Consider the following 20059-nt stretch of genomic DNA (forward strand, 5'->3'; position numbering starts at 1 on the left):
TTCTCAACGTCAAGCGGGAGCCCCCATGCCGGCCGCGATCACCGAGGAGCAGCAGGCCCTGGACCGCCGGGCGCTGCTGGACGTCGCAGAGAGACTCTTCTACGGGCAGGGCGTCCAAGCGGTCGGCATGGACGAGTTGCGGGCCGCCTCGGGCCTGCCCCTCAAGCGCATCTACCGGCTCTTCCCGACGAAGGAGGCCCTCGTCGTCGCGATGCTGGAGCGCCGCGACCGGCGTTGGCGCGGGAACCTGGCGGCCCATCTGGACAAGGTGCCCGACCCCCGGGAGCGGGTCCTCGCCCTGTTCGACTGGCTCGGCGAGTGGTTCGCCGAGCCCGGCTTCCGCGGCTGCGCCTGGGTCAACGCGCACGGCGAACTCGGCTCGTCGTCCCCGGCGATCGCCGCCGCGGCGCAAGCGCACAAGCACGCCTTCCACGACCAGGTCGCCGTGCTGGTCGCCGCCGTCGACGCATCCGCCGCCGAACCGATCTACCTGCTCGCCGAGGGAGCGATCGTGGTGGCCGGCATCCATGGCGACCCCACCGCGGCCGTCCGCGCCCGGACCGGCGCCCAGGCCCTGCTGGACGCGGCCCCCTAGCGGCCCGCCGGTCAGAGCCGTTCGACGATGGTGGCGTTGGCCATCCCGCCCGCCTCGCACATGGTCTGCAGCCCGAACCGTCCACCGCGGTCTTCGAGGGCGTGCAGGAGCGTCGTCATGAGGCGGGCACCGCTGGCGCCGAGCGGGTGGCCGATCGCGATCGCGCCGCCGCGCACGTTGACCCGCGCGAGGTCGGCGCCGGTCTCCCGCTGCCAGGCGAGGACGACCGGGGCGAACGCCTCGTTCACCTCGAACAGGTCGATGTCGTCCAGGGTGAGGCCGCCGCGCCGCAGCACCTTCCCGGTCGCCGGGATGATCGCGGTGAGCATCAGCAGCGGGTCGTCCCCGGTCACGGCGAACGCGTGGAACCGGGCGCGCGCCCGCAGCCCCAGCCGCTCGGCGACGTCCGCGCCCATCACCAGGACGGCGGCGGCACCGTCGTTGACCGGGGAGGCGTTGCCGGCGGTGATCTTCCACCCGATCTCGGGGAACCGCTCGGCCGTCCGCTCGTCGTAGTAGGCGGGCCTGAGGCCGGCGAGGACCTCCGGTGACGTCCCGGGGCGGACGGTCTCGTCCCGCTGCCCCGCCCAGGCGACCTCCCGGTCGAATTCGCCGTTCTTCCACGCCTCGGCGGCGCGCCGGTGCGACTCATGGGCGTAGGCGTCGAGTTCCTCGCGTGCGAAGCCCCAGCGGGCCGCGATCAGCTCGGCGCTGACGCCCTGTCCCACCAGCCCGCCCGGGTACCGCTCGCCGAGCATCGTCCCGAACGGGTCGCTCCCGGGCAGGACGCTCGACCCCATCGGCACCCGCGACATCGACTCGACCCCGCACGCGATCGCGATGTCGTAGGCGCCGCTCTGCACGCCCTGCGCCGCGATGTGCAGCGCCTGCTGGGACGAGCCGCACTGCCGGTCGACCGTCATGGCCGGGACGCTCTCGGGGAACCCCGCGCCGAGCACGGCCGTGCGGGTGATGTTGAGCGCCTGGTCGCCGGCCTGGGTGACGACTCCGCCGATGACGTCGTCCACCTCCCCCGGGTCGATCCCGGCCCGCTCGACCAGCGCCTTCAGCGTCCGGGCCAGCAGGTCGGCCGGATGGTCGCCGTGCAGGGCCCCGTTCGCCTTCCCCCTGCCCAGCGGCGTCCGCACCGCCTCCACGATCACCGCGTCCCGCATGGCGTCCTCCTCGGTTGGCTTTTCCAACTAACAGTGCCAGTATCCGCACCTCAAGTTGGAAAGCACAACCGACCCCGGACGTGCGCCCCCTCACATCCGTGGCGCTGGAAACGCCTGGACTCGTGTCCGGGCGTCCGGGGTGGGACGGGCCGCTAGCCGCCGCCCTTGAACATCTCGCGCATCTTGCGGGCGGCGTCGCCCGGTTTCTTCTTCTGGGGCGCGCCCTTCGCGTTCTCGGTGCGAGGCGGGCGCTCCTCGCGCTCCGGTTCGGTGTCCGGCCTGTCCTTGGGCTTGCCAGGCTTGTCGCTCACGACAACTCCCCGATGTCGCTTCACTGTCGTCCCCTAGGTACCCCGTCTACCGCGGGTAGAAGCGCACTTCCGGGCGGCCTACCTGGCCGTAGTGGGGTTTGCGGCGCGCCAGGCCGCTCTTCGCCAGGTACTCCAGGTAGCGGCGCGCGGTGACGCGGGAGACGCCGGTGAGGTCGGCGGCAGCGGCGGCGGACAGCCCGTCGGACGCACGGGCCAGCACATCGGTGACGGCCTGGAGCGTCTCCTCGCTCATCCCCTTCGGCAGCACGCGGCGGTCGGGAGTGCGGAGGGTGGCGAGCATCCCGTCCACGTCGGCCTGGCCGCTGACCTCACCGGTGCCCACCGTCTGCTCGCGGAAGCGCGCGTAGCTGACGAGCTTGTCCCGCAGGGAGGCGAAGGTGAACGGTTTCAGCAGGTACTGGACGACGCCGACCGACACGGCGGAGCGGATCACCGCGAGGTCCCGGGCGGAGGTGACGGCGATGACGTCCACGTCACGGCCCCCGGCGCGGAGCGCGCGGCAGACGGTGAGGCCGTGGGTGTCGGGCAGGTAGAAGTCGAGGAGGACGACATCGACGAGGGTGCGTTCGCAGAAGCGGAGGGCGTCCGCCCCGGAGTGGACGACGCCGGCGACGGTGAATCCGGCGACGCGTTCGACATAGACGCGGTGCGCCTCGGCGGCGACCGGGTCGTCCTCGACGACGAGCACTCTGATCATGGCCGGTCCAGGGGGAGTCGGACGGTGAACACGGCGCCGGAGTCGTGCCCCACGCGGACGTCACCGCGATGGCGCCGGACGGCCTGGCCGACCAGCGCGAGGCCGAGGCCGTGCCCGACCAGGCCGCCGGAGGTCTTGGTCGTCCACCCGCGCCGGAACATGTCGGGCACGGCGGCCGGGTCGATGCCCGGTCCGCTGTCGGACACCCGCAGCAGCAGCGTCCCGTCCTCCACGCGGGCGGTGACGACGACGCGGGGCGGCCGGGCGCCGGCGTTCTCGATCGCGGCGTCCACCGCGTTGTCGATGAGGTTGCCGAGGATCGTCACGAGGTCGCGGGCCTCGACGGCGCCCTCGATCGCGGTGTCCTCGGTGATGACGAGTTCGACGCCGCGCTCGGCGGCCTCCGCGGACTTGCCGAGCAGCAGCGCCGCCAGGACGGGTTCGGTGACGGCGTCGACGACCCGGTCGGTGAGCCGCTGCGCGGTGGCAAGCTCGGCGGTGGCGAACTCGACGGCCTGCTCGGGACGGCCCAGCTCGACCAGCGAAACGACCGTGTGCAGGCGGTTCGCGGCCTCGTGGGCCTGGGAGCGCAGCGACTCGGCGAAGCCGCGCACCGTGTCCAGCTCGCCGGTCAGCCCCTGCAACTCGGTGTGGTCGCGGAACGTGACGACGTTCCCCATCGCGCGGTCGCGGGAGCGGACGGGCGAGGTGTTCACCACGAGGACGCGGGTGTCGCCGACGTGGATCTCGTCCGGACGCGGTTTGCGGGACACAAGGGTCGCGACCAGCTCGTCCGGCAGGTCCAGCGCGGTGACCGGCCGTCCGCGCGGCTGCTCGCGCAGGTCGAGCAGGTCGAGGGCGGCGTCGTTGCAGAGGACGACGCGTCCCGCCCGGTCGAGGATGAGCAGGCCCTCGCGGACGGAATGCAGGATCGCCTCGTAGTACTCGAACATCTCGCGCAGCTCGCCGGGCGCGACCCCGCGCGTCTGGCGGCGCAGCCGGGCGGAGACCAGGTAGCTGCCGGTCATCCCGGCGGCGAGCACGACGCCCGCCACGGCGGCGAGGAAGAGCAGCCGCTGCCGCAGCTCGGCGGAGATCACCCGGACCGTGATGCCGGCCGCGACCAGCGCCACCACGCGGTGCCGGTCGTCGAACACCGGCGCGACGGTCCGGACGGACGGGCCGAGCGTCCCGGTGTAGGTCTCGGTGAACGTCCGGCCGGCGACGGCGGGCGCGGTGTTCCCGACGAAATGCCCGCCGATCCGGGCCGGGTTGGGATGGGTGTACCGGATCCCGTCCGGTGTCATGATCGTGATGAAGTCGACGCCGGTGTCGCGCCGGACGCGTTCGGCGTACGGCTGCAGCAGCCGGCTCGGGTCGGGGGTCGCGAGCGCCGCCCGGACGTCCCGCGCGTCGGCGATGCTCGCCGCGACCGCCGTCACGGTCTGCGCCGCGCTCTCGTTGGCGACCCGCCCGGAGTCCAGGTAGGCGAGGACGGCGCCGGCCACGACGAGCAGCCCGACGACCGCGGCCTGCAGCACCAGCAGTTGCCGCGCCACGCTCCAGTTGCCGGGCATCGCCCAGCGGGGACGCCGCATCGGTCTTTCGTACCTCTTCCTCCGGTCACGTCGTGAACGAAATGTACACAAGCGTGACCGTCGTCACAGAACCCCGCATAGTGACGGTTGCAAGCATTCCACCCCCGCCCGACCACGCTCCCGACCTGCGGCTTCCCCCCACAGCGGGCGCCCACCGTGTGCCTGCGCCGCCCGTCCCGGCGCAGGGGCGACCGCCGGGCAGCGGGCGCCCGTCCCGGATCCTCCCGGGACGGGCGCCGCTCCTCCCGCCGCGCCCCGCGTGTTCGTTCCCGGTGATCAGAGCCGAGGAGTTCACCATGGCCGACCCGACCAAACCCGATTCGCCGCAAAGACCGGAACGCTCTGAGCGCGACCGCATCCATTACCTGTATCTCGCCGTCCTCGGGGCCGTGGTCGCGGGCGCGGTCGTCGGGCTGATCGCCCCCGACTTCGCGAAGGAACTGAAGCCGATCGGCTCGGGGTTCGTGAACCTGATCAAGATGATGATCTCACCGATCATCTTCTGCACGATCGTGCTCGGCATCGGCTCGGTCACCAAGGCGGCCAAGGTGGGCAAGGTCGGCCTCGTCACGATCGGCTACTTCATGGTGATGTCGACGTTCGCGCTGGCCATCGGGCTCGCGGTCGGGAACGTCCTGCATCCGGGCGAGGGCCTGCACCTGGATCCGTCGTCGGTCACGGCGGCGAAGGAGCAGGCGGCGGGCGGCGAGGGCACCACCGAGTTCCTGCTCGGGATCATCCCGGCCACGCTGGTGTCGTCGCTGACCGAGGGCCAGGTGTTGCAGGCGCTGCTGGTCGCGCTGCTGGTCGGATTCACGCTGCAGGGCCTCGGGCCGGCGGGCGAGCCGGTCCTGCGCGGCGTCGAGCATCTGCAGCGGCTCGTCTTCCGCGTTCTCTGGATGATCATGTGGGCGGCACCGGTCGGCGCGTTCGGCGCGATCGCGGCGGTGGTCGGGTCGAGCGGCTGGGCGGCGCTGAAGAGCCTCGCGGTGATCATGCTGGGCTTCTACGCGACCTGCGTGGTGTTCGTGTTCGTGGTGCTCGGCGCGGTGCTGTGGGCGGTCAGCCGGATCGGCATCCTGTCGCTGCTGCGCTACCTGGCCCGCGAGTTCCTGCTGATCCTGTCGACGTCGTCGTCGGAGTCGGCGCTGCCGCGGCTCATCGCGAAGATGGAGCATTTCGGGGTGAGCCGGCCGGTCGTCGGCATCACCGTCCCGACCGGCTACTCGTTCAACCTGGACGGCACGGCGATCTACCTGACGATGGCGACGCTGTTCATCGCGTCCGCGCAGGACCAGCCGCTGTCGTTCGGCGCGCAGCTCCCGCTGCTGCTGTTCATGATCGTCGCGTCCAAGGGCGCGGCGGGCGTCACCGGCGCCGGGCTCGCCACGCTCGCGGGCGGCCTCCAGTCGCACAAGCCCGAACTGGTGGACGGGGTCGGCTTCATCGTCGGCATCGACCGGTTCATGTCGGAGGCCCGCGCGCTGACGAACTTCGCGGGCAACGCCGTCGCCACGGTGGTGATCGGGTCGTGGACGAAGGAGTTCGACGCGGACAGGGCCCGCGCCGTCCTCGCCGGTGAGGACCCGTTCAACGAGGACACGCTGCTGGACGACCACGCCCCCGTCCCGAAGCCGGCCACTGCGGAACCCGCGCCGGCGACGGCGTGAGGACCGGCCGTCCGGTGCCGGGCCGCCCCTCCTGGCACCGGACGGCCGTCAGCGGAAGACGACCGTCCGGTCGCCGTTGAGCAGGACGCGGTGTTCGGCGTGCCAGCGCACGGCGCGGGCGAGCGCGAGGCACTCGACATCGCGTCCGACGGCCACCAGTTCCTCCGGGCTGTGGGTGTGGTCGACGCGTGCGACCTCCTGCTCGATGATCGGCCCCTCGTCCAGGTCGGCGGTGACGTAGTGCGCGGTCGCGCCGATCAGCTTCACGCCGCGCGCGTGCGCCTGGTGGTAGGGGCGGGCACCCTTGAAGCTCGGCAGGAACGAGTGGTGGATGTTGATGATCGCGCCGGGCAGCTTGGCGCAGAAGTCGTCCGAGAGGATCTGCATGTACCGGGCGAGGACGACGAGGTCGGCGCGGTAGTGCTCGACCAGCGTGAGGACCTCCGCCTCCTGCGCCGGCCTGCCGCCCGGCCCGACCGGCAGGTGGTGGTAGTCGATCCCGTACGACTGGGTGAGGGGCCGCAGGTCGGGATGGTTGGACGCGACGGCGACGATGTCGATGTCGAGCAGGCCCGACCGCGTCCGGTAGAGCAGGTCGTTCAGGCAGTGCCCGCCCTTCGACACCATGATCAGTACGCGCGGCCGGTCGGCCAGCGCGTGCAGCCGCCACTGCAGCCCCAGCTCCGGCGCCAGCGCCGCGAACGCGCCGCGCAGCTCGTCCGGGTCGGCGCCGCCGGGCACCGCGAACTGCACCCGCATGAAGAACGTGCCGGACTCGCCGTCCCCGAACTGCTGGCTCTCCACGATGTTGCACCCGCGCTCGGCCAGCAGCCCCGAGACGGCGGCGACGATGCCGGGCCGGTCGGGGCATGACAGGGTCAGGACGAATTCGTTCACGGGTCTCACTCTTCATCGCAACGCGGCAGCTCAGAATGGGTCCCATCGAGCTTACGCGTCCCGTCCCCGTCCTTCGCGTGGCGACACGTGAGACGGCGTGCCGGCTCACGTGCGAGGACCTGTCTACTGGTGAGTAGTTTGCGGGGGTTCATTGGGGTTACGTTTGCCGGCATGCGGCGGATCCTGCTCGTGGCCCTGACGACCGTCCTCGTCGTCGCCGGCTGCACCCAAGAGACCGGAGACGAGGGCGGCAAGCGTCCGGCGAAGGTGGACGGCATCCCCACCTCCGCGGGCACGCACAAGCAGAAGCTGGACGTGGGGACGGTCGGGCACCGGGAGTTCCTGCTGCACGTCCCGCCGAAGGTGGCGGACGGCGTGTGGAAGGACGGCAGGCCGGCCGAGCCGCCCGCGCTCGTCATCGCCCTGCACGGCGGGCTCGCCGACATGAACAAGATGGAGGACCTGACCGGCTTCGACGAACTGTCGGACGAGCACGGCTTCCTCGTCGCCTATCCCGACGGGTTCATGACCACCTGGAACGCGGGCGCCTGCTGCGGCCCCGCGAAGATCGGGGACATCGACGACGTGGGGTTCCTGACCAAGCTGATCGACACGCTCACCGGTGCCGGGCTGGCCGACTCCAGGCGCGTCTACGTCACCGGGTTCTCCAACGGCGCGGGCATGGCCTACCGGATGGCCTGCGAGAAACCGGACAGGGTGGCGGCGATCGGGGTCGTCGAGGGCGCCCTGGTGACCGAGTGCGATCCCGGCCGGCCGGTCTCGGCGATGATCTTCCACGGGACGGCCGACCGGAACGTCCCGTACTACGGCGGCGGGAACCGCGACCTCAACGACAGGCGCCCGTTCCCGCCGGTGTCCGAGGCGGTCGAGTTCTGGCGTAGGCTCGCCGGTCTGCCGAAACCCCGCCGGAAGGTGAAGGCGCCGGACGCCCGCACCGAGTGCGCGAGCACGGGGAAGGGCGAGCAGGGCGTCGCGGTGACCTTCTGCAAGATCAACGGCGGGACGCACGCGTGGCCGGACAGGGCCACCCCGATGCTGTGGGACTTCTTCGCCGCACATCCCCGCAGTACGTGAGGACTTTTCACATTTCCCGCTAGTGTGGCAGTGTGACGACCATGAACCTCCGGGACCGCTATGACGCCGCGACCGCCGGAATCGAGGCACCGTTCGCCGTCGTCGACCTGGCGGCCTTCCGCGCCAACGCCGCCGACCTCGTCCGCCGCGCCGCGGGCAAGCCGATCCGCGTCGCGAGCAAGTCGGTGCGCTGCCGGGCCCTCCTGGAGGAGGCCCTCGCCATGGACGGCTTCGCCGGGATCATGGCGTTCACGCTCCCCGAGGCGCTCTGGCTGGCCGCCGAGGGCGTCAGCGACGACATCCTCGTCGCCTACCCGACCGCGGACCGGACGGCCATCGCCGCCCTCGCCGCCGACCCCGAAGCCGCCCGCACCATCACGCTCATGGTCGACTGCCGCGAGCACCTCGACCTGATCGAGGCCGCCGCCGGCGACCGGAACATCCGGGTCTGCATCGACATCGACGCCTCCTACCGTCCGCTGGGCGGGCGGATCCGGATCGGCGCGCTGCGCTCCCCGCTGCGCACCCCCGCCGAGGTGCGCGCGTTCGCCGAGCGGATCCTCAAACGGCCCGCGTTCGACCTCGTCGGGCTGATGGCCTACGAGTCGCAGATCGCCGGCGTCGGGGACGTCCCGCCCGGACGTCCCGCGCGGGCCCGTGCCATCCGCGCCATGCAGCGGCGGTCCCGGATCGAGCTGGCCCGGCGGCGGGCCGCGATCGTCCGGGCCGTCCGGGAACTGACCGACCTGGAGTTCGTCAACGGCGGCGGCACCGGCAGCGTCGAGAAGACCGCCGCCGAACGCGCCGTCACCGAGATCGCGGCGGGCTCCGGCCTCTACCAGCCGCACCTGTTCGACCAGTACTCCAACTTCACCGGGCGTCCCGCCGCGCTGTTCGCGCTGCCCGTCGTCCGGCGTCCGGGCCCCGGCGTCGCGACGTGCCTCGGCGGCGGCTACCTGGCGTCCGGACCGGCCGACGCCGCCCGCCTCCCCCAGCCGTACCTGCCGACCGGCCTGTCCTACGACACCGACGAGGGCGCCGGGGAGGTGCAGACACCGCTGCTCGGCCACGCCGCCGACGTACTGGCCATCGGCGACCGCGTCTGGTTCCGCCACACCAAGGCCGGTGAGCTGTGCGAACGCTTCGACGCCCTGCACCTGATCGAAGACGCCCGCCACATCCGCGCCGTCCCGACCTACCGAGGCGAGGGCCGGACGTTCCTGTAGCGCGTAGGTTGGGGGGATGAGCGATGCTCCCCTGATCTGTGTTCGCGGTGAGGCGGTGGTGGAGGCCGAGCCGGAGATCGCGCGGCTTTCGGTGCACGTCCAGTCGCAGGAGTCCGACCGGCGCGCCGCGCTGGACCGGCTCACCGAGCGGAACCGGCAGTGCCTCGACCTGGTCGAGTCGTTCGGCGAGGCGGTGGAGAAGGTCGAGACCGGCGGGCTGTCGATCATGCCGCTGCTGAAGTACAAGCGGCGCGAGGGCGATATCCGGGGCTACCGGGGCACCGTCTGGATCAAGATCACGGTGCGCGACTTCCCGGTGCTCGGGGAGCTGGTCGCCCGGCTCGGAGATCTGGAGCGGACGTACGTCAACGGCCCGGATTGGGAACTGCGGCCGGGCAGCGAGGTGTACGAGCGGGCCGCGCGGCAGGCGACGCACGAGGCCGTCGCCCGTGCGCGCGGCTACGCCGAGGCGCTCGGGGCCCGGCTCACCGGGCTGGTGGAGCTGTCCGACGAGGGGGTGGGCCGCACCCCGGAGGTCCCCGTCGCGCTCGCCGCCGCGTACGGGGCGGGCAGGGGCGGGGTGGAGGAGGAGCCGGAGCCGATCGACCTGGAGCCCGAGACGCAGATCGTCCGCGCCGCGGTGGAGGCCCGTTTCACCGCGACGCAGCCCGATCTGGAGCCGCGGTGAAGATCGCGATCGTCGGGGCGGGCAGCGGGTACATGCCCGGGATCATCCGCGGGCTGCTGCACCGCGCGGACGACCTCGCCGGCACCGAACTCGCCTGCCACGACATCGACGCCGCGCACCTGGACGTCATGACGCGGCTCGCGCGGAACATGTTCGCCGCGCGGGGCGCCGCGTTCGCCGTGTCGTCGCACACCGTCCTGGAGACGGCGCTGGACGGCGCGTCCTACGTGTTCACCACGTTCCGTCCCGGCGGGCAGGCGGCGCGGCACCTGGACGAGTCGATCCCGCTGAAGCACGGCGTGGTGGGGCAGGAGACCGCGGGTCCCGGCGGGTTCCTGATGGCGCTGCGGTCGGTGCCCGTCCTGCTGGAGATCGCGGCCCGCGCCGATCCGGGCACATGGATCGTCAACTACACGAACCCGACGAACGTGGTCACCGACGCCGTCTCGCGGCACACCGACGCGCGCATCATCGGGCTCTGCGACCAGTTCATCGGCGACACCGAGATGTGGGCCGACCTGCTGGGGCTGCCGTTCGACGGGCTGGAGGCCGACTGGATCGGGCTGAACCACGCCACCTGGGCGCAGCGGCTCCGGCTCGACGGCCACGAACTCGACGTCCCGCTGCTGCTGGACGATCTGGAGGTCCCCGCCGGCGGCGGCGCGACCCCGTGGCGCGACCCGGCCCGGATGGCGGAACTGGCCAAGGCGCTCGGCTTCCTGCCGAATTCGTACTCCAAGTACTACTTCTTCCACGATGAGGTGGTCGAGGAGCTGCGGAGGAAGGGCACGACGCGGGCGCAGGACATCCTCGCGATGCTGCCCGGCTACTACGAGCGGGTCGCGGCCGAGGCCGGCAGGGCGGACCCCGACCCGCCCCGCGAGCGCGGCGGCGGTGAGCACGGCGAGTTCGCCGTCGACGTCATCTGCGCCCTGCACCGCGACGAGGGCCGCCGGATGATCGTCAACACGCGGAACAACGGGGCGATCCCGTCGCTCGACGAGGACGCCGTCGTGGAGGTCCCGGCCCTGGTGGGGCGCTCCGGCCCCGTCCCGCTGACGATGGGGCCGCTGCCCGGCCCCGTGCGCGGCCTCACCCAGGCGATCCACGCCTACGAGCGGCTCGCGTCCGAGGCGGCCGTCACCGGTGACCGCCGCACCGCGCTGCAGGCCCTCATGGCGCACCCGTTCGTCCGCGGCAAGCACACCGCCGAGAAGATCCTGGACGAGGGCCTCGCCGCCCACCGCGACCATCTCCCCCAGTTCGCCTGAACGGCACGCGCCCCGGCCCCGTACTGCATGACGTGGGAGGAGACGTGGGAGGAACTGACTGCGGGGCGTACCGGCTCGGCCTCGGCATCTACGCGATCGGACGGCTGGCGGGCGCCGAGGCCGCCGAGCTGTCGGCACACCTGCGCGGCTGCCCGCCCTGCCGCGCCGAACTCGCCGAGCTGCGGGCCGTCGCCGAGCTCCTCGCCCACTCCGTGCGGAGCAGCGGCCCGGCACACGAAAGCGCCGGCCGCGGACCGCGGACCGGCGCCTTCGGCAGGGGCGTCAGCGGCGCCTGCGCTTACGGCGCCAGAGGATCAGGGCGGTCACGGTGACGGCGGCCCCGGCGCTCACGAGCAGCAGCCGCCTGTCGATCCCGCCGCCCTGACCTTCCTCGTCCGCGCCGGACGGCCGCACCATGGTGCCGACGGCCTTGGCGACGTGGTCCGCCTCCTCCTTCAGCCGCTCGATGCCCCGGTGCGCGACGTTCTTCGGATTGACCCGGTCGGCGAGCTCGTCGATGGTGCGCGCCAACTCCTGGCGGGCCTGCTCTATCTCGCGTTCCAGCGCCTCCGGGTCGCGGCTCCTGTCAGCCATGCCGTGTCCTTATCTTGTCGGGCGAACTCGCGGTGGAGCGAGACCACGAGGGAAGCATGATCCGAACAGTGTTGCAGGTCTTGCCCGCGGGCGCCCGTCACACCCCGGCCGGTAGCGTTGGACCCACCATCCGAGCGAAAGGCGGGACAGGGTGTCCGAGCGGCTGCAGCCGGGCGATGTCGCCCCCGATTTCGAGCTTCCCGACGCCGATGGGTCACCGGTGTCGCTGGCCTCGTTGCGCGGCAAGCGCGTGATCCTCTACTTCTACCCCGCGGCCATGACTCCGGGCTGCACCAAGGAGTCCGTCGACTTCGAGAGCAGCCTGCCCGAGTTGGAGGCGGGCGGCGTCACCGTGGTCGGCATCTCCCCCGACAAGCCGGCGAAGCTCGCGAAGTTCCGGGAGAAGGAGGGGCTGACGTTCCCGCTCCTGTCCGACCCGGACGCGGAGGTCCTGCGGGCGTACGGGGCGTACGGGGAGAAGAAGCTGTACGGGAAGGTCGTCGTCGGCGTCATCCGCTCGACCTTCGTCATCGACGCCGACGGGGGGATCGAGAAGGCGTACTACAACGTGAAGGCGACCGGGCACGTGGAGCGGCTCCGCCGCGACCTGGCGGTCTAGACGCCGGACGGGCCCGCGCGCCGCGCGGGCCCGGTGCGGGCGGGGGGATTCGAACCCCCACGGTGTCGCCACCAACAGGACCTAAACCTGCCGCGTATACCTGATTTCGCCACGCCCGCCGGTGCTTCCGCCGGGAAGCGGGTTCAGCTTATCGGCTTGATCCGCCGGCTCGGCAATGGATTCGGCGGCGTCGGCGCGGGACGTCCGGTACAGGGCCGCGACGATGACGGCGGCGACGACGAGCGCGCCGGACGCGGTGAGGAACGCGGCCTGCACACCGTCGCTGAACGCCGTCCGCGCCTGCTCGGCGACCTGCGGGCCGAGCCGCATCGCCGTCGCGAGGGACGTCCTCGCCTGTTCGGCGGCCGGGCCGGGCACCCCGTCCAGGTCCAGGTTCGCGCGGTAGGACGACTGGAGGATGCTGCCGAGGACGGCGATGCCGAGCGCGCCGCCGAGTTCGCGCGCCAGGTCGTTCATCGCCGAGCCGACGCCCTGCTTGTCGGGGGGCAGCGCGTCGGTGATGGAGGCGGTGGCGGGCGTCATCGCGAGGCCCATCCCCGCACCGAACGGGATCAGCCCGGCGAGCAGCAGCCAGTAGGTGCTGTCCCGGTCCAGCAGGGAGAAGATCAGCATCGCGACGCCGACGAGCAGGAGGCCGGCCGTGATGACGCGGCGCGGGCCCAGCCGGGCGGCGAGCCGGGGCGCGGCGCCGCGGGCGAACGGCATCATCGTGAGCGCCATGGGCAGCAGGCTCAGCGCCCCGACGAGCGCGCTGTCGCCCTTCACCAGTTGCAGGTACTGCAGGACGATGAACACGAACCCGAAGAAGGCGAAGAACTGGAGGGTGATCGTCAGGGTGCCCGCCGAGAACGCCCGGATGCGGAACAGCCGCGGGTCGAGCAGCGGGTCGCGCCGCCTCAGCTCCCACAGCACGAACCCGGCGAGCACGAGGAGCGCGGCGGCGAGGCCGAGCAGCGTCCGGGCGCTGCCCCAGCCCCGCGTCGGCGCCTCGATGATCGAGTAGACGCCGATCCCGAGCCCGGCGACGGTGATGGCCGCGCCGGTCAGGTCGAGTTTCGGGGCGTCCGGCTCGGCGGATTCGGGGACCACCGCCAGCGTCGTGACCAGCGCGATGACCGCGAGGACGACGTTCATCCAGAACACCGACCGCCACGACCACACCTCCAGCAGGCTGCCGGAGGCCAGCAGCCCGAAGATGCCGCTCGCACCGGCGACGCCCGCCCACGCGCCGACCGCGCGGGTGCGCTGGCCGGGCGGGAACGTCGAGGTGATCGTGGACAGCGTCGCGGGCATCACCAGTGCCGCGCCGACGCCGAGGACCCCGCGCATCGCGATCAGCCAGCCGGGGTCGCTGGACAGCGCGGCGGCGGCCGAGCCCGCGCCGAACACGACGAGCCCGGCGGCGAGCGCGCGGCGGCGCCCGTACCGGTCCCCGATCGCGCCGCCGAGCAGCAGCAGCGCGGCGAAGACGAGCGCGTACGCGTCGATGATCCAGGCCAGCTCGGTCAGCCCGGCGCGGGTGTCGCGGGCGATGGACGGCACCGCGGTGTTGAGGGACGCCACGGCCGAGACGACGGTCGCGAGGGAGAGCATCACAGCCGGCAGCACCGCGCGGTGGACGGTGCCCGGCCCCTCCGGAGTCATGGTGGTCATGGGTCGAATGTCGCTCCCGCCCGGCCTATATTTCAACTGTGATGAATAAATCCGGAGGGGCGCCGCGCGGCCGGCGCCGCGGCAGCCCCGACACCCGCGAGGCGATCCTCGGCGTGGCGCGCCGCCGCTTCCTCGCCGACGGCTACGGGCCGGTCACCCTGCGGTCCATCGCCGCCGAGGCCGGGGTGGACGCCGCGCTGATCAGCTATTTCTTCGGCTCGAAGAAGGGCCTGTTCGGCGCCGTGCTGGGCTTGGCCGTCAACCCGCCGGAGGTGCTCGCCGGGGCGCTGCCCGGCGACCCCGCCACGCTGCCCGAACGCGTCCTGCGGGCGATGCTGACCGCGTGGGACGACCCGGAACGGGCCGCGCCGCTGCTGTTCATGGTGCGGGCGGCGGTGCAGGAGCCCGAACTCGCCCGGCTGGTGCGCGGCATCCTCGAACAGGAGATGATCACCCGTATCGCCGAGCACGTCGGCGGTCCCGGTGCGGGGGCGCGGGCCGGCGCGTTCGGCGCGCAGCTCGCCGGGGTGATCTTCGCCCGCTACATCCTCGCCGTGGAACCCGTCGCGTCGATGCCGGCCGATGAATTAATCGAGCACCTCGCGCCCGGGCTCCGGGCCGTCCTGTACCGGCGGGCTCCGCGGCCGCACGTCCGGTAAGGGACGTGACCCCGCAGGGATTCCGGACAGGTGATTTGACAAAATGTCGTGGTATATGGAAAGGAGCCTCGGCAGGGCGGGGGCGGAGGGCCTATGCTGGTCTGGTCCATCCGGCACGCACATTCGGTGACATCATGATCACAGAAGCGTCGGGATCTCCGTGAGCGACCACTTCACGCATCGCGTACTGCCCTACGACGGGGTGGAGGAGTTCCTCGGCGGCACCGTGCCGTTCCTGTCCGCGGGCGTCGAGGCGGGCGACCGCGTCCTCGCCGTGTGCGGGACCGCCCGGGAGACGCTGCTGCGCGATGCGCTCGGGTCCGCCGCGTCCGCCGTGGAGTTCACCGACGCGGCGACCTGGTACGCCCACCCGTCCCGGACGCTGGCCGACTTCCTCGGCGCCGCCGGCCGGGCCGCCGGCCGGGGCCGCAGGTTACGCCTCCTCGGCGAGCCGGTGTGGGCGTCGCGGTCCCCGCTGGAGGTCGTCGAATGGCAGCGGACCGAGGCGCTGCTGAACATCGCGCTCCTCGATACGGGCGCGTCCGTCATGTGCCCGTACGCGGCCACACTGCCCGCCGCCGTCATCGCGTCCGGGCGCAGGACCCACCCGGAGACCGTGCGCGGCACACGCGCCCTCGCCAATCCCGGTTTCGTCGACCCGTGGACGTTCTGCGCCCGCTGCGACGCCGAACCGCTGCCCGCCCCGCCGCCCGACGCCGACACGCTGCCGATCGACGCGCGGCCCGACCTGTACTGGCTGCGCGCCTACGTCACCGAATGCGCGCGGCAGACGCCGCTGCCGGAGGAGGACCTGCAACGGCTGCTGGTCGCGGTCACCGAGGTCGTGACGAACGCGCTCCGGCACGGCGAACCGCCGCTCACCCTGCGCATGTGGACGGACGCCGCGGACGGCGCCTCCGCTCTCGTCTGCGAGGTCACCGACGAGGGACGGTGGCCGCCCGGCGCGGGCCACGGCCTGCTCCCGCCGCGACCGGCCGGCACGGCGTCCGGCGGACGGTTCGGGCTGTGGGCCGTGCGGCTGCTGTGCTCCGCCGTCCAGATCCGGACGGGCGAGGGCGGCACGGCCGTCCGGCTACGGCACGACCTTCCCCGCACGGACCGATCCACCTGCACAGAGCGTGAGGATTTCCATGCGCCGGGCTTCCACCACCTCCCCTGCGGCGTACGCTGACCAGATCCGTCTTGAACCCGGCGGGCACGCCATGGGCACATCCTGGGTCGCCGAACGTTCCGTCGGCGCCATCCTGCCCGGAGACCACGGCTGGCTGGCCTACAGCGGCCCGGAAGAACGCGGCCGGGTCATCGGGCCGTTCGTCCATGAGGGGCTGCTGACCGGCGAGAAGGTCGTGTACGTCACCGACACCCCCGCCGGCCGGCTCCCCGGCCTCGGGCACCGCATCGACGTGCACGACCACCTGCGGGCGGGCCGGCTGCGGGTCATCTCGCGGGAGGACGCCTGCCTCGACCGGAGCGGCGCCTTCGAACCGGCCAGGATGCTGGACACCGTCGAGCGGGAGATCGGCGAGGCGTTCGGGCAGGGCTTCCGCGCGGTACGCCTCACCACCGACTACACCTGGCTGCTGGACGAGCCCGGCCGGATGCTGGGGTGCGAACACCGGCTCGGCGGCGCCGTCGCACCGAGCACGATGGCGATGGCGATCTGCCAGATCGACCGGCGCGCGTGCCCGCCGGATCAGCTCATCGCCCTCCGCGACCTCCACGAAGTCCTCGTGGAGGTGGACCCCGAGTTCGATGACGGAGTCCTGAGGATGGTGCGCACGTTCGCACCGGCCGGGCTGCGGCTCGAAGGCGAACTGGACGCCACCCGGCACGGGGCGGTCGCCGCGCGGCTGGCGCAGGTGATGGCGCGGCACGGTGGCGTCCATCTCGACCTGTCCCGGCTCGGCTTCATCGACCTGGGCGGGCTCGACCTGCTGGCGCGGCTCGCCGCCCGGCTGCCCGCCGGCGGGACGCTCGTCCTCGACCATCTCCGGCCGTCCGTGCTGAGCGTCATCGAGACGGTCGGCTGGCACCGGCTGCCCGGCCTCGTCCGCGGTGCCGGGCGGGGCCTCCCGGAGACGGAGGGCATCGCCCGCTGACATCGGAGCACGGGGCGAGGACGGCACGCTCGCACAGGTGAGGGCGAGTCAGCCCAGCGGGAACCCCTCCTGGGTCAGCAGGGTGAATGCCTTGCCCCGGTGGCTGATCGCGTCCTTTTCCGCGGGGGTCATCTCCGCGTTGGTGCGGGTTCCGCCGTCGGGGACGAAGATGGGGTCGTAGCCGAAACCGTTCACGCCCCGGGGTTCGCGGATGATCGTGCCGTGCATGCGGCCCTCGACGCAGCGTTCGGTGCCGTCCGGGGTGACGAGGACGGCGGCGCAGACGAAGGCGGCGCCGCGGTGCTCATCGGCGACGTCGGAGAGCTGGTCGAGGAGGAGCTGAAGGTTCGCGGTGTCCCGGTCGCCGGTGGCGGCGCCGAAGCGGCCGGACCAGCGGGCGGACAGGACGCCGGGCATGCCGTTCAGCGCGTCCACGCACAGGCCGGAGTCGTCGGCGACGGCGGGCAGGCCGGTGAACGCGGCGATCGCGCGGGCCTTGAGAAGGGCGTTGCCCTCGAACGTCAGCTCAGTCTCGGGCACGTCGGGTGCGCCGGGGAACTCGTCGAGGCCGACGACGTCGAGGCCGCCGAGGATGCGGTTCAGCTCGGCGATCTTGCCCTTGTTGCGGGTGGCGAGGACGATCCGGCTCATCGGCCGAGGGCCTCCTTCTGCAGCCGGGTCAGCTCGGCGCAGCCGCCGGCGGCGAGATCGAGCAGCGCGTCCAGTTCGGCGCGGTCGAACGGGGCGCCCTCGGCGGTGCCCTGCACCTCGACGAACCGGCCGTCACCGGTGCAGACGACGTTCATGTCGGTGCCGGCGGCGGAGTCCTCCTCGTAGCAGAGGTCGAGGCGGGACTCTCCGTCCACGACCCCGACGCTGACCGCGGAGACCGAGGTGATCAGCGGGTCGCCCCTGAGGAGTTTGCGCTCGCGCATCCAGGTCACCGCGTCGGCCAGCGCCACATAGGCACCGGTGATCGCGGCGGTGCGGGTGCCGCCGTCCGCTTGCAGGACATCGCAGTCGAGCTGGACGGTGTTCTCGCCGAGCGCCTTGAAGTCGAGGCACGCGCGGACCGAACGGCCGATCAGCCGGGAGATCTCGTGGGTGCGGCCGCCGATCCGCCCCTTGACCGACTCGCGGTCATTGCGGGTGTTCGTGGCGCGGGGCAGCATCGCGTACTCGGCGGTGACCCAGCCGAGGCCGCTGTCACGCCGCCAGCGGGGCACCGAGTCCTGCACGGACGCGGCGCACAGTACCCGGGTCGCGCCGAACTCGATGAGCGCCGACCCTTCCGCGTGGTCGAGCCATCCGCGCTGGATCCGGACGGGACGGAGCTGGTCTGAAGCGCGAGCATCGGGGCGGGCCATGCGCCCCACCCTAGCGGCCGGGCGGGCGGGCGGGGGGACGGGTCCGCGGCGCTCACAGGTCGTAGACCGCGCCGACCTCGGCGAGTTCGATGGGGCCGCCGAAGCCGCTGTCCTTGGCCTCGGCGAGCGTCTCGGCCGGGTCGTTCCACGGCAGCAGGTGGGTGAGGACGAGCCTGCCGACACCGGCGCGTTCCGCGTGCTCGCCCGCCTCCCGGCCGGTCAGGTGCATGTTGGGCGGCAGGTCGGGACGCTGCGCGAACGCCGCCTCGCAGAGGAAGAGGTCGGAGCCGCGGGCGAGCCGGACGAGGGCGTCGCTGTGCCCGGTGTCGCCCGAGTAGGTCAGCACGCCGCCGCCGTGCTCGATCCGCAGCCCGTACGCCTCGACGGGATGGTTCATCAGCGCGGTGGTCACGGTGAACGGGCCGATGCGCATCGGCCCCGGCTCCAGCGTCCGGAAGTCGAACGTGCCGGTCATCTCCGGGTTCGGTGCCAGCTCGTACGCCTTGATCATGTGCTCGGCGGTGCCGTGGGGGCCGTAGACCGGGATGCGGGGCGCGGGACCGTCCGGACAGTAGGTCCGCGCGATCCAGTACACGGTGAGGTCCAGGCAGTGGTCGGGATGCAGGTGCGAGATGCAGATGGCGTCGATGTCCAGCACGTGGTGGAAGCGCTGGAGGGTCCCGATCGCGCCGTTGCCGATGTCGAGGAGCATGGAGAACCCGTCCGCCTCGACCAGGTAACTGGACGCGGGGCTGTCCGGCCCGGGGAAACTGCCGGAGCAACCGATCACAGTGACCCGCACGCTCACTCCTCCTCTGGTGTCCCTGTCCTTCGGTGTCCCCGGGATGTCAGGTGGTCAGGGCGTCGTTCAGCGTCGTCTCCACCGAGCCGATCTCCGGCCCGAGGAAGCGGCGGCCGAGCTCGGCGAACACGGCGGGGTCGCCGGTGGCGCGGAACCGGTGCCGCGGCCGGGGCGTCGCCTCGATGCGGGCCAGTCCCCGGTCGTGCAGTACCCGGTACACGTCCTTGGCGGTCTCGTCGGCGCTTGAGACCAGTGTGACCCCGTCCCCCACGACATACGAGATGACGCCGGTCAAAAGCGGGTAGTGGGTGCAGCCGAGGATGAGCGTGTCGCAGCCGGCGTCCACGATCGGCCCCAGGTACTCGCGGGCGGCCTCCAGCAGTTCGTCGCTCATCGTCACGCCCGCCTCGACGAACTCGACGAAGCGGGGGCAGGCGGCGCTGACCAGCTCGATGTGCGGGGCGGCGGCGAACGCGTCGTCGTAGGCCCGGCTGGTCACGGTGGCCTGCGTGGCGATCAGCCCGACCCGGCCGGTGGAGGTGGCGCGGGCCGCGCGCCGGGTGGCGGGGTTGATGACCTCCACGACCGGGACGTCGTAGCGTTCGCGGGCGTCCCGCAGCATCGCCGAGCTGGCGCTGTTGCAGGCGATCACCAGCATCTTCACGCCCTCCTCGACGAGCCGGTCGAGCATTTCGAGGGCGTACGCGCGGACCTCGGCGATGGGACGCGGGCCGTAGGGCTGGCGGGCCGAGTCCCCCAGGTAGATGATCGGCTCGTTCGGCAGCTGGTCGAGGATCGCGCGGGCCACGGTCAGCCCGCCGAAACCGCTGTCGAAGATCCCGATGGGAGCGTCTGGGAGGCCGCCCCCCCGGGATGGATCTGACATGGTGTCCAAGGCTAGGCGACCGGGCCCCGTCCGGGTGCGTCATGCGTCGGACATCACACCCCCATGCGCCGGAAAACCGTCCAGGTCACGTACC

The 20059-nt window shown here is 72.4% G+C and carries 22 protein-coding genes and 1 tRNA gene; 11 read left to right on the forward strand and 12 right to left on the reverse strand.

All coding sequences use genetic code 11. From position 1 onward, the window contains the following. The first annotated feature begins 25 nt into the window (after nt 1-25). Nucleotides 26-595, forward strand: a complete 570-nt coding sequence (locus tag ACQP1N_RS26880; RefSeq protein ID WP_433227418.1) for a TetR/AcrR family transcriptional regulator — start codon at nt 26-28, stop codon at nt 593-595. 11 nt (nt 596-606) lie between these two features. Here ACQP1N_RS26880 and ACQP1N_RS26885 read toward each other — a convergent pair whose 3' ends face one another. The 4 genes from ACQP1N_RS26885 to ACQP1N_RS26900 all read right to left on the reverse strand — a co-directional run bounded on the left by ACQP1N_RS26885 (nt 607) and on the right by ACQP1N_RS26900 (nt 4397). Further along, entirely contained in the window at nt 607-1770 is a 1164-nt protein-coding gene (locus ACQP1N_RS26885; RefSeq protein WP_433227419.1) for a thiolase family protein, read from the reverse strand. 152 nt (nt 1771-1922) lie between these two features. Further along, nucleotides 1923-2081 carry a hypothetical protein gene (locus ACQP1N_RS26890; RefSeq protein WP_157419180.1) on the reverse strand — a complete coding sequence of 53 codons (159 nt, stop codon included), beginning with the start codon at nt 2079-2081 and terminating at the stop codon, nt 1923-1925. 46 nt (nt 2082-2127) lie between these two features. Continuing rightward, entirely contained in the window at nt 2128-2799 is a 672-nt protein-coding gene (locus ACQP1N_RS26895) for a response regulator (protein WP_067797214.1), read from the reverse strand. Further along, nucleotides 2796-4397 carry a sensor histidine kinase gene (locus tag ACQP1N_RS26900; RefSeq protein WP_067797210.1) on the reverse strand — a complete coding sequence of 534 codons (1602 nt, stop codon included), beginning with the start codon at nt 4395-4397 and terminating at the stop codon, nt 2796-2798. The genes ACQP1N_RS26895 and ACQP1N_RS26900 overlap by 4 nt, the downstream gene beginning before the upstream one ends. 296 nt (nt 4398-4693) lie before the next feature. Between ACQP1N_RS26900 and ACQP1N_RS26905 the strand changes: the two genes are divergently transcribed. Beyond that, nucleotides 4694-6067, forward strand: coding sequence for a cation:dicarboxylate symporter family transporter (locus ACQP1N_RS26905; RefSeq protein WP_433227420.1), 1374 nt, complete (start codon nt 4694-4696; stop codon nt 6065-6067). A gap of 48 nt (nt 6068-6115) precedes the next feature. Here ACQP1N_RS26905 and purU read toward each other — a convergent pair whose 3' ends face one another. Continuing rightward, nucleotides 6116-6964, reverse strand: a complete 849-nt coding sequence (purU, locus tag ACQP1N_RS26910) for a formyltetrahydrofolate deformylase (RefSeq protein WP_067797208.1) — start codon at nt 6962-6964, stop codon at nt 6116-6118. Nucleotides 6965-7135: 171 nt separating this feature from the next. On the opposite strand from purU, the gene ACQP1N_RS26915 reads away from it, so the two are divergent. The 5 genes from ACQP1N_RS26915 to ACQP1N_RS26935 are packed head-to-tail and all read left to right on the forward strand — an operon-like array spanning nt 7136 to nt 11576. After that, nucleotides 7136-8059: an alpha/beta hydrolase family esterase gene (locus ACQP1N_RS26915; protein WP_433227421.1), complete on the forward strand. Its 924-nt coding sequence runs from the start codon at nt 7136-7138 to the stop codon at nt 8057-8059. A gap of 41 nt (nt 8060-8100) precedes the next feature. After that, nucleotides 8101-9285 (forward strand): amino acid deaminase/aldolase, encoded by a 1185-nt coding sequence (locus tag ACQP1N_RS26920; RefSeq protein ID WP_433232813.1) that lies wholly within the window; start codon nt 8101-8103, stop codon nt 9283-9285. A 16-nt stretch (nt 9286-9301) separates the two neighbouring features. After that, nucleotides 9302-9973, forward strand: a complete 672-nt coding sequence (locus tag ACQP1N_RS26925; RefSeq protein WP_433227423.1) for an SIMPL domain-containing protein — start codon at nt 9302-9304, stop codon at nt 9971-9973. After that, the gene (locus ACQP1N_RS26930; protein ID WP_433227424.1) at nt 9970-11244 is read left to right on the forward strand and encodes a glycoside hydrolase family 4; all 1275 of its coding nucleotides are present in this window, start codon (nt 9970-9972) and stop codon (nt 11242-11244) included. Before ACQP1N_RS26925 ends, ACQP1N_RS26930 begins: the two co-directional genes overlap by 4 nt. Before the next feature lie 44 nt (nt 11245-11288). Beyond that, nucleotides 11289-11576 (forward strand): anti-sigma factor family protein, encoded by a 288-nt coding sequence (locus ACQP1N_RS26935; protein ID WP_131732758.1) that lies wholly within the window; start codon nt 11289-11291, stop codon nt 11574-11576. On the opposite strand, the gene ACQP1N_RS26940 is transcribed toward ACQP1N_RS26935, so the two are convergent. Continuing rightward, nucleotides 11527-11838: a DUF3618 domain-containing protein gene (locus ACQP1N_RS26940; protein ID WP_433227425.1), complete on the reverse strand. Its 312-nt coding sequence runs from the start codon at nt 11836-11838 to the stop codon at nt 11527-11529. The two genes, ACQP1N_RS26935 and ACQP1N_RS26940, sit on opposite strands and share 50 nt — an antisense overlap. Nucleotides 11839-11989: 151 nt before the next feature. On the opposite strand from ACQP1N_RS26940, the gene bcp reads away from it, so the two are divergent. Then, entirely contained in the window at nt 11990-12457 is a 468-nt protein-coding gene (bcp, locus tag ACQP1N_RS26945; RefSeq protein WP_067797189.1) for a thioredoxin-dependent thiol peroxidase, read from the forward strand. 34 nt (nt 12458-12491) lie between these two features. Here bcp and ACQP1N_RS26950 read toward each other — a convergent pair. Both ACQP1N_RS26950 and ACQP1N_RS26955 read right to left on the reverse strand, forming a co-directional pair. Next, a tRNA-Leu gene (locus tag ACQP1N_RS26950) sits at nt 12492-12576 on the reverse strand. Beyond that, complete coding sequence (locus ACQP1N_RS26955; RefSeq protein ID WP_084262837.1) at nt 12539-14131, reverse strand: MFS transporter; 1593 nt, start codon at nt 14129-14131, stop codon at nt 12539-12541. Before ACQP1N_RS26955 ends, ACQP1N_RS26950 begins: the two co-directional genes overlap by 38 nt. A gap of 41 nt (nt 14132-14172) precedes the next feature. On the opposite strand from ACQP1N_RS26955, the gene ACQP1N_RS26960 reads away from it, so the two are divergent. The 3 genes from ACQP1N_RS26960 to ACQP1N_RS26970 all read left to right on the forward strand — a co-directional run bounded on the left by ACQP1N_RS26960 (nt 14173) and on the right by ACQP1N_RS26970 (nt 16910). After that, nucleotides 14173-14790, forward strand: a complete 618-nt coding sequence (locus tag ACQP1N_RS26960; protein WP_067797186.1) for a TetR/AcrR family transcriptional regulator — start codon at nt 14173-14175, stop codon at nt 14788-14790. A gap of 160 nt (nt 14791-14950) precedes the next feature. Continuing rightward, complete coding sequence (locus tag ACQP1N_RS26965) at nt 14951-15982, forward strand: anti-sigma factor RsbA family regulatory protein (RefSeq protein ID WP_433227426.1); 1032 nt, start codon at nt 14951-14953, stop codon at nt 15980-15982. A gap of 31 nt (nt 15983-16013) precedes the next feature. Next, nucleotides 16014-16910, forward strand: a complete 897-nt coding sequence (locus ACQP1N_RS26970) for an MEDS domain-containing protein (RefSeq protein ID WP_067797183.1) — start codon at nt 16014-16016, stop codon at nt 16908-16910. 48 nt (nt 16911-16958) lie between these two features. Here ACQP1N_RS26970 and rdgB read toward each other — a convergent pair whose 3' ends face one another. From rdgB to murI, 4 genes are read right to left on the reverse strand one after another with little or no spacing between them, the layout of a single operon-like run. Further along, nucleotides 16959-17561, reverse strand: coding sequence for an RdgB/HAM1 family non-canonical purine NTP pyrophosphatase (gene rdgB, locus ACQP1N_RS26975; protein ID WP_067797180.1), 603 nt, complete (start codon nt 17559-17561; stop codon nt 16959-16961). Then, nucleotides 17558-18277, reverse strand: a complete 720-nt coding sequence (gene rph, locus ACQP1N_RS26980) for a ribonuclease PH (protein ID WP_067797178.1) — start codon at nt 18275-18277, stop codon at nt 17558-17560. Before rph ends, rdgB begins: the two co-directional genes overlap by 4 nt. Before the next feature lie 52 nt (nt 18278-18329). Further along, nucleotides 18330-19079 carry an MBL fold metallo-hydrolase gene (locus ACQP1N_RS26985; RefSeq protein WP_433227427.1) on the reverse strand — a complete coding sequence of 250 codons (750 nt, stop codon included), beginning with the start codon at nt 19077-19079 and terminating at the stop codon, nt 18330-18332. Nucleotides 19080-19125: 46 nt separating this feature from the next. Then, nucleotides 19126-19965 carry a glutamate racemase gene (gene murI / locus ACQP1N_RS26990; protein ID WP_067797249.1) on the reverse strand — a complete coding sequence of 280 codons (840 nt, stop codon included), beginning with the start codon at nt 19963-19965 and terminating at the stop codon, nt 19126-19128. Nucleotides 19966-20059 lie beyond the last annotated feature (94 nt).

The organism is Actinomadura formosensis (assembly GCF_050948385.1).
GTDB lineage: Bacteria > Actinomycetota > Actinomycetes > Streptosporangiales > Streptosporangiaceae > Spirillospora > Spirillospora formosensis.